Raw genomic sequence first — 14,968 nt, forward strand, 5'->3', positions numbered from 1 at the left:
GTCATGCTCTCAGTGTTTGCATTTGCCGGGAGGGCATGCCGGCGCTGCGGCGGGCCTTGGCGGCGGTGCCGGCCGCGGCGGCGGCGGCGCTGCGCGTTGCGCCTGCACAGCCGGCCGTGGTGGTGGCGGCGGCGCGGCGCGCGGAGCCGGCGCCGGATGCGGCGCAACGGCTGCGGCGCGGGGTGGCGGGGGAGCCGCGCGGGGCGGAGCAGCGACACGCGCCGGCGCAGGCCGGGAGACCGGTGCCGGCGACACCGCGGCATGCGCAGGTGCCGAACGCGCCGCCGGCGTCTGCCGTACCGGCGGCGTGCGGTTCGCCGGCGATGGCGCCGTCGCGGGCTTCACGTTCGCGGTCGGCGCGGTCGCGGCATGCGACAGCGGTTGCTGCCTCCCGGGCTTGCCGGCTGTCGCGGGCGAGGCCGGCGCATTGGTCGCGGGGGCAACGCCGGGCTTGGTCGGTGGAGCCGGTTGTGCGTTGGCAGGCGCCATGGCTGTCGCCGGCTTGCCTGGCGTCACCGCGTTCGGCTTTGCACCAGTCTGCGCGGCACCAGGCTGCGCGGCGCCAGGTTGCACGGTGCCCGGCTGCACGGCGCCATGCTGCTGCGTGGCGTTGGGCGGCGCGGTCGCCGACTGCGGCAGCGGCGGTCCATTCTTCGCGCCCGGCAAAGTATGCGCACCCGGCGCACCCGGTGCGCCCGGCGCACCCATCGCGTTCGGCGCGGCGGCTGCGTTCGGCGCAGCGCCCGGCGCTCCCATGGCCGCACCTTGTGCCGGGGTCACGCCTTGCGGACCGCCCGGCTGTGCCAGATTGGCGCGCTGCACCGCCGCGGCCGGCAGTTGCGGCGCCGCCGTGACCGGTGCGCCGCCCATTGCCGCCGTCACCCCGGCCGCATGGAGCTGCGCCGGCGTCGGGTTGGGATTGTTGATCACCGTGTTGATGACCGTCGTGTTGTGAATGTTGTTGAACACGATGTTGTTCTGCGGCGGCACGACGTAGGCCGGTGCGGCGACATAGGCCGGCATCGCTACGAAGAACGGCGTCGGCAGCACGAACAGGCCGATCGGCGGCGGCGGGGGCGGCAGCACGACGAAGTCGGGCGGCGGCGGCGGCAGGAAGAATACCGGCGGCGGCGGGGGCGGCGCGAAGTCGAACACCGGATCGCTATAGTAGAGCACCGGGCGGTCGACATAGACGACCTCGTCGGGCGGCGGCGGCGGCACGTCATAGTCGAGCGCCGTGAACTGCGGCGGCGGCTCCAGCGCGGCCGACAGATAAGCGAGCCGGCGCCGGGCGTCATAGGCATGCGGCCCGCGCGGATAACGCCGCAGATACGACCAATACGCATCGGGCGTGTCGGCATTGTAGGTGCGCCGCCAGGTGATGGCCTCGCGCCGCGCCGCCACGATCGCGCGCACGCGCCTGGCCAGCGGATCGGTCGGATAGGCCTGCAGATAATCCTCGTAGCCTTGCAGCGTGTCGCGCTCCAGCGCGGCGGCATAGGCGTCGTGCGCCGGGAAATCGCGGATCGGCCTGGTGCGCAGTCCGGCATCGACCTGCTGCGGCGGTGCGTCCGGCTTGCGCTCGAAGAACATGAACGGCGCGTCGACCTTCTGGGCATTCCACGGGATCTCGGCACCCTTGGTCATCTCGTTGACGCGCAGGCGAACGCGGTCGAACACCTCGGGCAAGGTCAGGCCGCCGGCGCGAATCATTTCCGCCAGCGCTTGCGCGTAGGGCCCGTAAGGCGGCGCACCGTCAGGGGCGACGGTGCCGGGCGCCGAATTGAAGGCGATCAAGAGCTTCGGATCGGGGTCGACCAGCGCAAGGCCGCCGGCCAGCGGCTGGCCGTCCTTGGCGAAGGGATTGCTGCGCGCCGCATCGAGCACTATCACGCCGGCCTTGATCGGCAATGCCGAGAGTTGATGGCTGTAATCGGAGATGCGGATCGCCTCGACCGGGATGTCGGTGTCGCGGGCAATCTTGGCGTCGACCGGCACGAAGTAGTTCTCGCCGGTCAGCTGCACGCCGTAGCCGGCAAGGTAGACGAAGGCCACGGCATTGGGCCCCGCGTCCTGTACCTTCTGGATGAAATCGCGGAACGACTTGCGCAGCGTCTCGCTATCGAGATCGCGCGCTCCGACCACGTCGAAGCCGGCGGCCTGCAATGTCTGCGCGATCAGGCCGGCATCGTTTGCTGCGGTCTGCAACGCACCGGCCTGATAGGCGCCATTGCCGACCACGAGCGCGAGACGTTTCTCCTGATCCTGCGCATGGACGGGAAGCGACGAGAGCGACACCAGACCGACGATCAATGCCCACAGAATGCGCGTCATAGTGGTCGTCCCTTTTCTTCTCGAGAGTTGGCGTTACGGATGGAAAGGCTACTTCCGTGAATGCGCGCTGAACAGGATTGCGGCAATTGTGGCAATCCTTGGTCTGCACGGTCGCGGGCACCCCGGAATCGGCTTCCCGGGCGCACGCTATCAGGCGATATTACGCAGATAAAACAGGCAAAAAAGGAGCACTCGATGCCAATCGCCGGACAAGGCATGCTGCTGACCTCGATGGATATCGACAGCTTACACGAAGCTGAATTCAACCGCTGGTACGATCGCGAGCATCTCGAAGAACGGGTCGCGATCGACGGATTCCTGGAGGCCCGCCGCTACGTCGCCCATGACGGCAAGCCGAAATATCTCAGCCTCTACTCGACCGCGACCTTCGAGGTGCTCGAAAGCCCCGCCTACCGCAAGGCACTCGCCAACCAGACCGACTGGTCGAAGGCCAACATCGCGCGCTTCCAGAACATGATCCGTGGTGTTGCGCGCATCACGATCAGCCGCGGCGTCGGCCGAGGCGCAGCCCTCGGCATCATCCGCCTGCGCCCGCCGGCCGAGGGGGCGGACAGACTCCGCGCTGCATTGCGGGAGCAACTCGATCCAGCCGCGCGCGACGGCATCATTTCGATGCATCTGCTCGAGAACGACCCCGTGCTGTCGAAGCCGCTGACGCCGGACGCCGCGAAAGCCGATCCCGGTGCCGGCGACTGGTTCGTGCTGATCGACGCCACCGATGTCGGCGCGGTCCCCGCAGCCGCGGCAGGCATCACCGGCAACGCAGCCTTGAAGCCGCTGGTGGTCACCAGCGGCGTCTACCGGCTGTTGTGGGATGTCGAGAAGAGCGATCTTCCGCGCGGTTGACGCAAACGCGCACCGCTTGCGTGGAGATCATGCTCAAACACGAACGGTATGCGGTGCAGACCATGCTGCACCGCCACATAACGCAAACGAGATTAACGCTACACGCGCATCAGCCGCGCGAAAGCTGATGATCGGACAATTTAGCCTTTGCGTTCTCTGGAACGGCTCTAATAAGATAAGCCTATGATCCAATTCAAAAACCAGAACAACGCCACGTGAGCGTTCGTCGTCAACGATAAGGCCGCGCGGGCAGGCATTTTTCGCGCGGGTCAAAGGTAGGAATGAAACCGACTGATATCTCGGCGCCGGATTACTTTCATAAAGTAGTCGATTGCCAATGGGCTTGTCCCGCACACACCCCCGTTCCCGAGTACATCCGGTTGATTGCTGAGGGGCGTTACAGCGACGCCTACATGATCAATTGGCAGTCCAATGTGTTCCCCGGGATTCTCGGACGTACCTGTGACCGTCCATGCGAGCCGGCGTGCCGCCGCGGGCGGGTCGAGGACACTCCGGTCGCGATCTGCCGCCTGAAGCGCGTCGCCGCCGACTTCAAGGACGACATCAAGCACCGGCTGCCGAAGCCGGGGCCAAAGAACGGCAAGCGCATCGCGCTGGTCGGCGGCGGCCCCGCCTCACTGACCGTGGCGCGCGATCTCGTCCCGCTCGGTTATCACTGCACCGTGTTCGACGGCGATCCCAAGGCCGGCGGCATGATGCGCAGCCAGATTCCAAAATTCCGCCTGCCCGACAACGTGATCGACGAGGAGACCGATTACATCCTCAACCTCGGCGTCGAGTTCAAGGGCGGCCAGCGCGTCGACAGCCTGAAGCAGCTGCTCTCCGAGAATTACGACGCGATCTTCGTCGGCTCCGGCGCGCCGCGCGGCCGCGAGCTCGACATTCCCGGCCGCAAGGAGGCCGCTGCCAACATCCATATCGGCATCGAGTGGCTGGCCAACGTGTCGTTCGGCCATGTCGAAAAGATCGGCCGCCGCGTCATCGTGCTCGGCGGCGGCAACACCGCGATGGATTGCTGCCGCACCGCGCGCCGCCTCGGCGGCGAGAGCGTCAAGGTGATCGTCCGCTCCGGCTTCGAGGAAATGAAGGCCTCGCCGTGGGAGAAGGAAGACGCGCTGCACGAGGACATCCCGATCCTCAACTTCATGGTGCCGGTGGCATTCAAGCATGTGGCCGGCAAGCTGATTGGCGTTACCTTCCAGAAGGTGAAGGCCGAATACGACGCCAAGGGCCGGCGTAATCTGGTGCCCTCGGGCGAGCCGGACGAGACCGTGTCCTGCGACGATGTGCTGGTTGCGGTCGGCCAGGAGAATGCGTTCCCCTGGATCGAAGCCGATTGCGGCATCGAATTCGACAAGTGGCACATGCCGAAGGTCGACCCAAAGACGTTCGTCTCGACCAATCCGAAGGTGTTCTTCGGCGGCGACGCGGCGTTCGGGCCGAAGAACATCATCTGGGCGGTGGCGCACGGCCATGATGCCGCGCTGTCGATCCACCGGATGCTATCAGGCGAGGACATCACCGAGCGCCCGCTGCCCGAGGTGCAGATCTCCTCGCAGAAGATGGGCATCCACGAGTGGAGCTACGACAACGACATCTCCGCCGACAAGCGCTTCAAGGTGCCGCATCGCGACAAGGTGATCGCGCTGAAGGACATCCGCGCCGAAGTCGAGCTCGGTTACGACCTCAAGCTCGCGCTCGGCGAAGCGCAGCGCTGCCTGAATTGCGACGTGCAGACGGTTTTCTCCGCGCCGCTCTGCATCGAATGCGACGCCTGCGTCGATATCTGTCCGATGGACTGCATCACCTTCACCGAGAACGGTGAGGAGGATGACGTGCGGCAGCGGCTGAAAGCCCCCTCGCCGCATCACGACCAGGCGCTCTACGTCTCCGGCGACCTGAAGACCGGCCGCGTCATGGTGAAAGACGAAGACGTCTGCCTGCATTGCGGACTGTGTGCCGAGCGCTGCCCGACCGGCGCCTGGGACATGCAGAAGTACCTCATCGATATGGTTCAAGCGGGATCAACATGTCAGTCCAAAGCCCGATCAGCAGCGTAAACGACTTCGTCGTCCGCTTCGCCAACGTCAACGGTTCGGGCTCGGCCTCCGCCAACGAACTGTTCGCGCGCTCGATCCTTCGCCACGGCGTGCCGGTGTCGCCGCGCAACATCTTCCCGTCCAACATCCAGGGCCTGCCGACCTGGTACGAAGTGCGCGTCACCGAGGACGGCCATCTCGGCGCCCGCGGCGGCGTCGACATGATGGTGGCGATGAACCCGCAGACCTGGGACAAGGACGTCGCCTCGATCGAACCCGGCGGCTACCTGTTCTACGATTCGACCAAGCCGATGCCGACGTCGAAATTCCGCGAGGACATCACGGTTATCGGCGTGCCGCTGACCGCGATCACCAATTCGACTTATACCGACCCGCGGCAGCGCCAGCTGTTCAAGAACATCATCTATCTCGGCGCACTCTGCGCGCTGCTCGATCTCGACCCCAAGCTGGTCGAGCAGCTGATCGGCGAGCAGTACAAGGGCAAGGAGAAGCTGCTCTCCTCCAACGTCCACGCGCTGCATCTCGGCCGCGACTGGGCGCTGCAGAACCTGAAATGCCCGATCGGGCTCCGGGTGAAGAAGTCCGACAAGGTCGGCGACCGCATCTTCGTGGAAGGCAACAGCGCCGCCGCGCTCGGCGCCGTCTATGGCGGCGCCACCGTGTGCGCCTGGTATCCGATCACGCCGTCATCGTCGGTGGCGGAAGCCTTCACCAGCCACTGCAAGAAGTATCGTCACGATCCGGAGACCGGCAAGGCGAAATACGCCATCGTGCAGGGCGAGGACGAATTGGCCTCGATCGGCATCGTGATCGGCGCGTCCTGGAACGGCGCGCGGGCCTTCACCGCGACCTCGGGTCCGGGCATCTCGCTGATGACCGAGTTCATCGGCCTGTCCTACTTCGCCGAGATCCCGGCCGTGATCATGAACATCCAGCGCGCCGGTCCCTCGACCGGCATGCCGACCCGCACCCAGCAATGCGACGTGATCGCCTGCGCCTATGCCTCGCACGGCGACACCAAGCACGTGCTGCTGTTCCCGGAAGATCCGGCGGAGGCGTTCGAGTTCGCCGCCGCCGCCTTTGATCTCGCCGAGCGGCTGCAGACCACGATCTTCCTGATGCTCGATCTCGACATCGGCATGAACCACCGGCTGTGCCGCCCGCTGAAGTGGGACGATGCCAAGCAATACGACCGCGGCAAGGTGATGACGGCGGAGATGCTCGAGGAAGGCCGCGACTTCGGCCGCTATCTCGACGTCGACGGCGACGGAATCCCGTATCGCACCTATCCCGGTACGCATCCGACCAAGGGCTCCTACTTCACCCGCGGCACCTCGCGTGACCGCTACGCGCGCTATTCCGAGGAAGGCGCCGTCTACGCCGATAACATGCAGCGCCTGGTGCGCAAGTTCGAGACCGCGCAGGACATGGTGCCGCGGCCGCTGCAGGCCAATGCGGCGAAGCCGACCAAGTATGGCGTGCTCTATTTCGGCTCGACCTCGCCCGCGATGGACGAGGCGATCGGAATCCTGGAGGCGCGCGGCCATCAGCTCGACCGCATGCGCATCCGCGCCTTCCCGTTCCACTCCAGCGTCGCGAGTTTCATCGCCGATCACGACTTCGTCTACGTGGTCGAGCAGAACCGCGACGCGCAGCTCCGTCAGCTGATCGTCAACGAGAACGGCATCGACCCGGTGCGGCTGGTGCCGATCCTGCACTATGACGGCACGCCGATCACCGCTCGCTTCATCGCCAACTCGATCGGCGACCACCAGGATCATCTCAAGGTGACCCCTCTCCGCAAGGCCGTGACATGATCGATCATCTGATCTCTCCGGCGTCATGCCCGGGCTTGTCCCGGGCATCCACGACTTTCTTTCTCCTGGCCAAGACGTGGATGGCCGGGACAAGCCCGGCCATGACGTGGCGGGGAGCGCAGGTGTCGTCATGACCTACATTGCAAAGCCGAAGTTTCATCATCCCGGCCTGAAGAAGAACGAGCTGGGCTATACCCATCGCGACTACGAGGGGAAGATCTCGACCCTGTGCGCCGGCTGCGGCCACGATTCGATCACCGCCTCGATCATCGAAGCCTGCTACGAGCTCTCGATCGAGCCGCACCGGGTGGCGAAGATTTCCGGCATCGGCTGCTCGTCGAAGACGCCGGACTATTTCCTCGGCAATTCGCACGGCTTCAACTCGGTGCACGGCCGCATGCCGTCGGTGCTGACCGGCGCCAACCTCGCCAACCGCGACCTGATCTATCTCGGCGTCTCCGGCGACGGCGATTCGGCCTCGATCGGCTTCGGCCAGTTCGCGCATTCGATCCGGCGCGCCGTCAACATGACCTATATCGTCGAGAACAACGGCGTGTACGGCCTGACCAAGGGCCAGTTCTCGGCCACCGCCGACCGCGGCTCGAAGTCCAAGAAGGGCGTCATCAACACCGACAATGCGATCGACCTGGTCGCGATCGCGCTGCAGTTAGGGGCCACCTTCGTGGCGCGCAGCTTCTCCGGCGACAAGACGCAATTGGTTCCCTTGATTGCCGCTGCGATCCGCCACAAGGGCGCGTCCTTCATCGACGTGATCAGCCCCTGCATCGCCTTCAACAACCACGCCGGCTCGACCAAGAGCTTCGACTATGTCCGTGAGCACAACGACGCGGTGAACCGCCTCGACGTGCTGGTCGGCCGCGAACCGATCAGCGTCGACTACGCGCCCGGCACCGTGCAGGTGGTCGAGCAGCATGACGGCTCGCGGCTCGCGCTGCGCAAGCTCGACGCCGACTACGATCCGCACGATCGACTCGGAGCACAGACCTTCCTGCAGAAGCATGCGGCCAAGGGCCAGATCGTCACCGGGCTCCTTTACGTCGATCCGGATGCCGATGATCTGCACACCCATCTCGACACCGTCGAGACGCCGCTCAACACGCTGGACGAACAGGCGCTGTGCCCCGGCTCAGCCGTGCTGGACAAGATCAACGCCAGCCTGCGCTGAGCACACATTCTCACCGTCACGATGACGTGGCAAGGATGTGCGACAAACTCGGTATCGTCCCTGCCTAGTGCGCAATTGCGCACTAGGCAGGGACGACAGCGGAGTTGGTGACGGCTACTTGTCGTTCAAGACGTCGCCGAACAGCGCCCACGACTTGCCGTCGAACCGCGCCATCTGGATCTGGCGGACCGGCGTCACATTGTCGGGCTCGGTCTGCACCTTGATGCCCGGCAGCAGCATCGGCAGTTCGAGCGGCTTCAGATTGGTCGCCTGCTTGATGATGTTGTCGCGGCTATAGTCGCCGTTGCAGTTCTTCAGCACCGCCGTCATGACCTGCGCGACGGTGTAGCCCTGCACGTTGAAGAGGTCGCCCGGGCTCGCATTCGGCTGATATTTCTTCATCCAGGCCGAGAACTCCTGCTGCGCCGGATCGTCGGCCCAGCGCGGATCGGTCGGGTCCTTCAGATAGAGCCCGGTCACGACACCGATGACGTTCTCGAGCCCGGCCGGCTCGAGCACTGCGGAGACCGAGTTGGAGACGGTCGGCAGGATGGTGAGCGGCTTCCAGCCCATGCTCGCCGCCTTGCGCAGCGCTTGCGCGGCGAATTTCGGCGTCGCTTCGGCGAAGAACACGTCAGCACCGGACTCGCGCATCGTCACCATCTGGGAATCGATGGTCGGATCGGTCGTGAGGTAGGTGGTCTCCGCAACGATCTGGCCGACATGCTCGCCAAGCCCGTCCTTGAAGCCCCTGAGATAGTCCTTGCCGGCGTCTTCGTTCGGCGTGATAACCGCGATCTTCGCGTCCGGCTTGGTCTTCAGGATGTACTTTGCATAGAGCCGGCCTTCGAGCTCGTAGGTTGGATTGAAACCGACCGTCCACGGGAACTGCTTCGGATCGTTCCAGCGTGTCGCGCCTGAGGACACGAACAGCTGAGGCACGTGCTTGATGTTCAGATATTTCTGCACCGAGATGTTGGGCGCGGTGCCGACCGCGCTGAAGATCGCGAGCACCTCGTCCTGCTCGACCAGCTTGCGGGTCTGCTCGACCGTCTTCGACGGCGAATAAGCGTCGTCGAGACTCTCGAAATCGATCTTGCGGCCGTTGATGCCGCCCTGATCGTTGAGCATCTGGAAATACGCAGCTTCGGCGCGTGCGATCGTGCCGTAGGCAGACGCCGGGCCGCTATAGGGCGCGGTGTTTCCTATTCTGATCGCGGAATCGGCTGCAACGGACGGCGAGATCGACGAGGCTGTGAGCGCGGTGAAGGCGAGAAAGCCCGCCAGGCGGGAGCGAGTTGACAAGAGCGTATCCTTTTCTTGGTTTTCTTGACGCGGCGCACATTATCAATCGCGCCCGCGCAGGCAATCGCCAAGAAGACTGCAATGAGGTTTCCGCATGCCGGCAATCACGTTCGCGCGTGGAACATGGTGCGCGTTCAATATCGGAATGTTGCCGGGACGTTCATGATGCGAGCCTTCGGTGGACACGAGGGTTCACCAAGCAAGACTCGCGTTCCGCGCGGCGGTCACCGCGCGCTGATCGCTGCGTGAGCGCACGCCTCAGGCAGCGACCGCAGCCGCGCGCGGGCTGACGACGTACTCCTTCAGCACCTTGTCGGCGCCGTCGAGTTCGGTGAGTGCCACGTCGTAGGTCCACAGGTCGGCGAGATGCTGCAGCACGCGCCGCGTGTCGGTCTCGTTGAGCTGCGCGCCCTTCACGGTGGTGTGACGCAGCATCAGGCGACGATCGCCGTCGAGATCGACATCCACGACCTCGATATTGGCGTCGACGAAGCCGACATCGTATTGCCGCGCCAGCTCGCGGCGCACCCGCCGGTAGCCGCGCTCGTCATGGATCGCATCGACCTTGATGCCCTGGCTTTCGGCGGGGTCGTCGTGCAGATGGAACATGCGGAAGCGCCGGATCAGCGCCGGGCTGAGGAACTGGTTGATGAAGCTCTCGTCGCGGTAGTTGCTCCAGATCTCGCGCAGCACGCCCTCGACGTCGCCCTTGCCGGCGATGTCGGGGAACCAGGCGCGGTCCTCGTCCTCCGGATTCTTCACGATCCGCTCGATGTCCTGCATCATGGCAAAGCCGAGCGCGTATGGATTGAAGCCGGAATAGCGGCGATCGTCGAACTCGGGCTGAAACACCACATTGGTGTGCGACTGCAGGAATTCGAGGAAATTGCCGTCGGTGATCCGGCCCTGCTGATGCAGCCGGTTCATGATGCGGTAATGGACGTAGGTCGCGGTGCCCTCGTTCATCACCTTGGTCTGGCCCTGCGGGTAGAAGTACTGCGCGATGTGACGCACGATGCGAATGAGCTCGCGCTGCCAGCCTTGCAGGCGCGGCGCGGTCTTCTCGAGGAAGTAGAGGATGTTCTCCTGCGGCAGACCGAGCAGGGCGTGGCGTCGCTCGGCGCTGAGTGTAGCCTTGCTCTTGGCCTTGGTGTTCGGCACCGTCCGCCACAGATCGTTGAACACGGCTTCCTCGTGCTGCCGGCGCTCGCCGGCGCGCTTCTCCTCGGCACGCAGGTCGAGCGTCTTCTTTCCGGGATAGCGGTCGACGCCATGCGACATCAGCGCATGGGCGGCATCGAGCGTCCGCTCCACCGTCTCGCGGCCATGACGATCCTCGCAGACCGCGATGTAGCCCTTGGCGAATTCGAGATAATCGAGGATGCCTTCGGCGTCAGTCCACTGCTTGAACAGATAGTTGTTCTTGAAGAAGTGATTGTGCCCGAACGCCGCGTGCGCGATCACCAGCGTCTGCATCGTCGCCGTATTCTCCTCCATCAAGTAGGAGATGCACGGCGAGGAATTGATCACGATCTCATAGGCGAGGCCCATCAGACCCTTGCGATAGGACGCTTCCTGGAAGGCGAACTGCTTGCCGAACGACCAGTGCTTGTAGAACAGCGGCATCCCGACCGACGAATAGGCGTCGAGCATCTGCTCGGCGGTGATCACCTCGATCTGGTTGGGATACACGTCGAGCCCGAGTTCCTTGCGCGCGACCTCCTCGCAGGCGTCGTGAATTCGCTGCAGCGTCGGGAAATCCCAGTCGGCACCATCGAACAGCAGTTCGCCGGAAGACCCCATTAAACTATACCCTTTCCTGACTGGTGCGGCGCTTGAACAGGTCCTGGAACACCGGGAAGATCTCGCCGCGCTCGCTCACCTTGCGCATCGACAGTGGCTGGCCCTCGTTGCGCAGCCGCTCATAGAGCGTCCAGAGCGAGGAGTCCGGCATGTCGAAGGTGTAGTTGGCGGCCTCACCGACCTCGAGATAGGCGAAGAACTGGCAGACCGGCAGGATCTTGTCGGTCAGGAGATGCCCGGTCACCCCGCTGTCGGAGGTCATGTTGTCGCCGTCCGAGGCCTGCGCGGCGTAGATGTTCCAGTCGGCGGGACGGAAGCGGGTTCGAACGATGTCGTGCATCGCAACCAGCGCGCTCGACACCAGCGTGCCGCCGGACGCCGGTCCATGGAAGAACGTATCCTCGTCCACCTCCTCGGCGCGGTCGGTGTGCCGGATGAACACGATCTCGACATGCTTGTAGCGCCGCTTCAGGAAGACGTAGAGCAGCATGTAGAACCGCTTCGCCAGATCCTTCATGTGCTCGGACATCGAGCCCGAGACGTCCATCAGGCAGAACATCACGGCCTGCGCCACCGGCTTCGGCACCGTCTCGAAGCGGCGATAGCGGATGTCGATCGGATCGATGAACGGGATCCGCTTGACCTTGGCCTTCAGCGCTTCGAGCAGCGCCAGCAGTTCGCGACGCCGCGTCTCGTCGTCGCATTCCGCAAGCTCGGCCTCGAGCGCCTCGACCTCGTCCTTGCGCGGCCGGCGCAGCGCCACGCGTCGCGCCAGCGCCCGGCTCACCGTGCGGCTGATCGAGATGTTGGCGGGCGAGCCGGAGGTCGCATAGCCTGCGCGCCGGATGCCCTCGCTCTCGGTTTCCGCGAGCTTGCGCTTGGCGAGATCAGGCAATTCGAGGTCGTCAAGGAAGAGGTCGACGAACTCCTCGCGGCTGAGCACGAAGCGGAAGGCGTCCTCGCTGTCGCCCTCACCCGCGCCCGAGCCCTTGGCGCCGCTCTGGTTCGGGCGCTGCAGCCAGTCGCCCTCGACGAACTTCTTGTTGCCGGGCAGCACCATGTCACGCGTGCCGCCCTCGCGCCGGAACCGCGGCTCATCCATGCCGTCCAGCGGGATGGTCACCTCGCCGCCCTCCAGGACATCCTTGATGTCCCGGTCCTGCGACGACTTCTTGACGGCACCCTGCACCAGCGCCTTGGCGCGCCGCAGGAAGCGCTGACGGTTCTCCAGGCTCTTGCTACCCGGGTTCAGCCGCCGATCGACGATATGCATGACCACGTTGCATCTGCCTCACGCCGGATGCGATCATGACAGTCGCATCGCATTTTTATTGGACGGGACGGAACGAGACGGAAAGCCGCTGCCGGCTCTCCGGATCGTGCACTAGCCGGCCTGCTTCACCCGCATGTACCACTCGACGAGCCGGCGGACCTGGCGCTCGGTGTAACCGCGCTCCACCATCCGCTCGACGAACTCGCCGTGCTTCTTCTCGGTCTCGCCGTCCTTCTTGGAGCCGAACGAGATGACCGGAAGCAGATCCTCGACCTGCGAGAATATCCGCTTTTCGATCACGTCGCGAACCTTTTCGTAGGAGGTCCAGCTCGGGTTCTTGCCGTTGTTGTGCGCCCGCGAGCGCAGCGAGAACTTGACGACCTCGTTGCGGAAATCCTTCGGGTTGGCGATGCCGGCCGGCTTCTCGATCTTGGTCAGCTCTTGATTCAAAAGCTCACGGTTCATCAGCTGGCCGGTGTCGGGATCCTTGAAGTCCTGATCCTCGATCCAGGCGTCGGCATAGTCGACATAGCGGTCGAACAGGTTCTGGCCGTAGTCGGAGTAGGATTCCAGATAGGCCTTCTGGATCTCGTTGCCGATGAACTCGGCATAGCGCGGTGCGAGGTCGGCCTTGATGAATTCGAGATAGCGCTTCTCGACCTCGTCAGGCAGCTGCTCGCGGCGGATCGCCATCTCCAGCACATACATCAGATGCACCGCATCGGCGCCGACCTCGGTGGTGTCGTGATTGAAGGTCGAGGCCAGCACCTTGAAGGCAAAGCGGGTGGAGACGCCGTCCATGCCCTCGTCGACGCCGGCAGCGTCCTTGTATTCCTGCACGCTGCGCGCCTTCGGATCGGATTCCTTCAGGCTCTCGCCGTCATAGACCCGCATCTTGCCGAACAGCGTCGAGTTCTCGTGCTTGCGCAGCCGCGACATCACCGAGAAGCGGGCCAGCGTTTCCAGCGTGGCCGGCGCGCACGGCGCGGCGGCAAGCTCGGAGGTCTGGATCAGCTTCTCGTAGATCTTCTGCTCCTCGGTGACCCGCAGGCAGTACGGGACCTTGATGACGCAGATGCGGTCGATGAAGGCCTCGTTGTTCTTGTTGGTCTTGAAGCTCTGCCACTCGGCTTCGTTCGAGTGGGCGAGGATGATGCCGGTGAACGGGATCGCACCGATGTTCTCGGTGCCGATGTAGTTGCCCTCCTGGGTCGCCGTCAGCAGCGGGTGCAGCATCTTGATCGGCGCCTTGAACATCTCGACGAACTCGAGCACGCCCTGGTTGGCGCGGTTGAGGCCGCCGGAATAGCTGTAGGCGTCCGGGTCGTTCTGGGCGTAGGTCTCGAGCTTGCGGATGTCGACCTTGCCGACCAGCGAGGAGATGTCCTGGTTGTTCTCGTCACCGGGCTCGGTCTTGGCGACCGCGATCTGGCGCAGCCGGGAGGGCTGGATGCGCGCGACGCGGAATTGCGAGATGTCGCCGCCGAAGGCCTCGAGCCGCTTGTAGGCCCAGGGCGACATCAACCCGCTCAGCCGGCGGCGCGGAATGCCGTACTTCTCCTCGATCATCGGCCCGAGCTGCTCGGGGTCGAACAACCCGAGCGGGCTCTCGAACACCGGCGACAGCTCGTCACCCGCCTTCAGCACGTAAATCGGATGAATTTCCATCAGCGCCTTGATGCGCTCAGCGAGCGACGACTTGCCGCCACCGACCGGTCCGAGCAGATAGAGGATTTGCTTGCGCTCTTCGAGGCCCTGTGCGGCGTGGCGGAAGAAGCCGACCAGGCGTTCGATCGTGTCCTCCATGCCGAAGAAGCCGGCGAAGGCCGGATACGATCTGATCGTACGGTTCAAAAAGATACGGCCAAGGCGTGGGTCCTTGGCCGTGTCGATCATCTGGGGCTCACCGATTGCCGCTAATAACCGCTCGGCCGCATTGGCGTATCGCATCGGATCACTTCGACACGACTCCAAATACTCGGCCATCGACATGTCGGTCTGGCTTCGCGCTTCAAACGACCTTGCGAAGGCGTTGAACAAAGAATCGTTGTACATGATCCCTCTCTCCACGATATGTATCGCCGCACGACTGACACGAGTCGCAACCAGAGCGTCCTAGGATCGAATCAGCGTCGGCACGCTGGGTCCATTGGACACTCGACCGACTCATTTCGGCAATGCACGGCGCGTGCAGCCTCTGCCTTATCAACAGGCAGGAAGCTTAATGGTTCATCAATATCCCCTTGTTTTTGGTGTCTGTAACCCCCTCGCCACATCCGTGGTTTACCGGGGCCCAGGCCTT

9 protein-coding genes are annotated in these 14,968 nt (G+C 64.2%); 4 read left to right on the forward strand and 5 right to left on the reverse strand.

The window, feature by feature from the left end; all coding sequences use genetic code 11:
- Positions 1 to 9 precede the first annotated feature (9 nt).
- Positions 10 to 2,334, reverse strand: a complete 2,325-nt coding sequence (locus tag AAFG13_RS15345; protein ID WP_342712511.1) for a caspase family protein — start codon at positions 2,332 to 2,334, stop codon at positions 10 to 12.
- 195 nt (positions 2,335 to 2,529) lie between these two features.
- Between AAFG13_RS15345 and AAFG13_RS15350 the strand changes: the two genes are divergently transcribed.
- The 4 genes from AAFG13_RS15350 to AAFG13_RS15365 all read left to right on the forward strand — a co-directional run bounded on the left by AAFG13_RS15350 (position 2,530) and on the right by AAFG13_RS15365 (position 8,285).
- Entirely contained in the window at positions 2,530 to 3,201 is a 672-nt protein-coding gene (locus AAFG13_RS15350; protein WP_342712512.1) for a hypothetical protein, read from the forward strand.
- A 281-nt stretch (positions 3,202 to 3,482) separates the two neighbouring features.
- Positions 3,483 to 5,282, forward strand: coding sequence for an FAD-dependent oxidoreductase (locus AAFG13_RS15355; protein ID WP_342712513.1), 1,800 nt, complete (start codon positions 3,483 to 3,485; stop codon positions 5,280 to 5,282).
- Positions 5,252 to 7,099 carry a 2-oxoacid:acceptor oxidoreductase subunit alpha gene (locus AAFG13_RS15360; RefSeq protein ID WP_212310675.1) on the forward strand — a complete coding sequence of 616 codons (1,848 nt, stop codon included), beginning with the start codon at positions 5,252 to 5,254 and terminating at the stop codon, positions 7,097 to 7,099. Before AAFG13_RS15355 ends, AAFG13_RS15360 begins: the two co-directional genes overlap by 31 nt.
- A 130-nt stretch (positions 7,100 to 7,229) precedes the next feature.
- A complete protein-coding gene (locus tag AAFG13_RS15365) occupies positions 7,230 to 8,285 on the forward strand; it encodes a 2-oxoacid:ferredoxin oxidoreductase subunit beta (protein WP_342712514.1) in 1,056 nt (351 codons plus the stop codon).
- Positions 8,286 to 8,399: 114 nt separating this feature from the next.
- On the opposite strand, the gene AAFG13_RS15370 is transcribed toward AAFG13_RS15365, so the two are convergent.
- The 4 genes from AAFG13_RS15370 to AAFG13_RS15385 form a co-directional block, all read right to left on the reverse strand.
- Positions 8,400 to 9,590, reverse strand: coding sequence for an ABC transporter substrate-binding protein (locus AAFG13_RS15370; RefSeq protein ID WP_342712515.1), 1,191 nt, complete (start codon positions 9,588 to 9,590; stop codon positions 8,400 to 8,402).
- A 258-nt stretch (positions 9,591 to 9,848) separates the two neighbouring features.
- Positions 9,849 to 11,393: a SpoVR family protein gene (locus tag AAFG13_RS15375; RefSeq protein ID WP_212310678.1), complete on the reverse strand. Its 1,545-nt coding sequence runs from the start codon at positions 11,391 to 11,393 to the stop codon at positions 9,849 to 9,851.
- Positions 11,394 to 11,397: 4 nt separating this feature from the next.
- Entirely contained in the window at positions 11,398 to 12,666 is a 1,269-nt protein-coding gene (locus AAFG13_RS15380) for a YeaH/YhbH family protein (protein ID WP_212310804.1), read from the reverse strand.
- Between the two features lie 111 nt (positions 12,667 to 12,777).
- Positions 12,778 to 14,721, reverse strand: a complete 1,944-nt coding sequence (locus AAFG13_RS15385; RefSeq protein WP_212310679.1) for a PrkA family serine protein kinase — start codon at positions 14,719 to 14,721, stop codon at positions 12,778 to 12,780.
- Positions 14,722 to 14,968: the final 247 nt, after the last annotated feature.

This window comes from Bradyrhizobium sp. B124 (genome assembly GCF_038967635.1).
GTDB lineage: Bacteria > Pseudomonadota > Alphaproteobacteria > Rhizobiales > Xanthobacteraceae > Bradyrhizobium.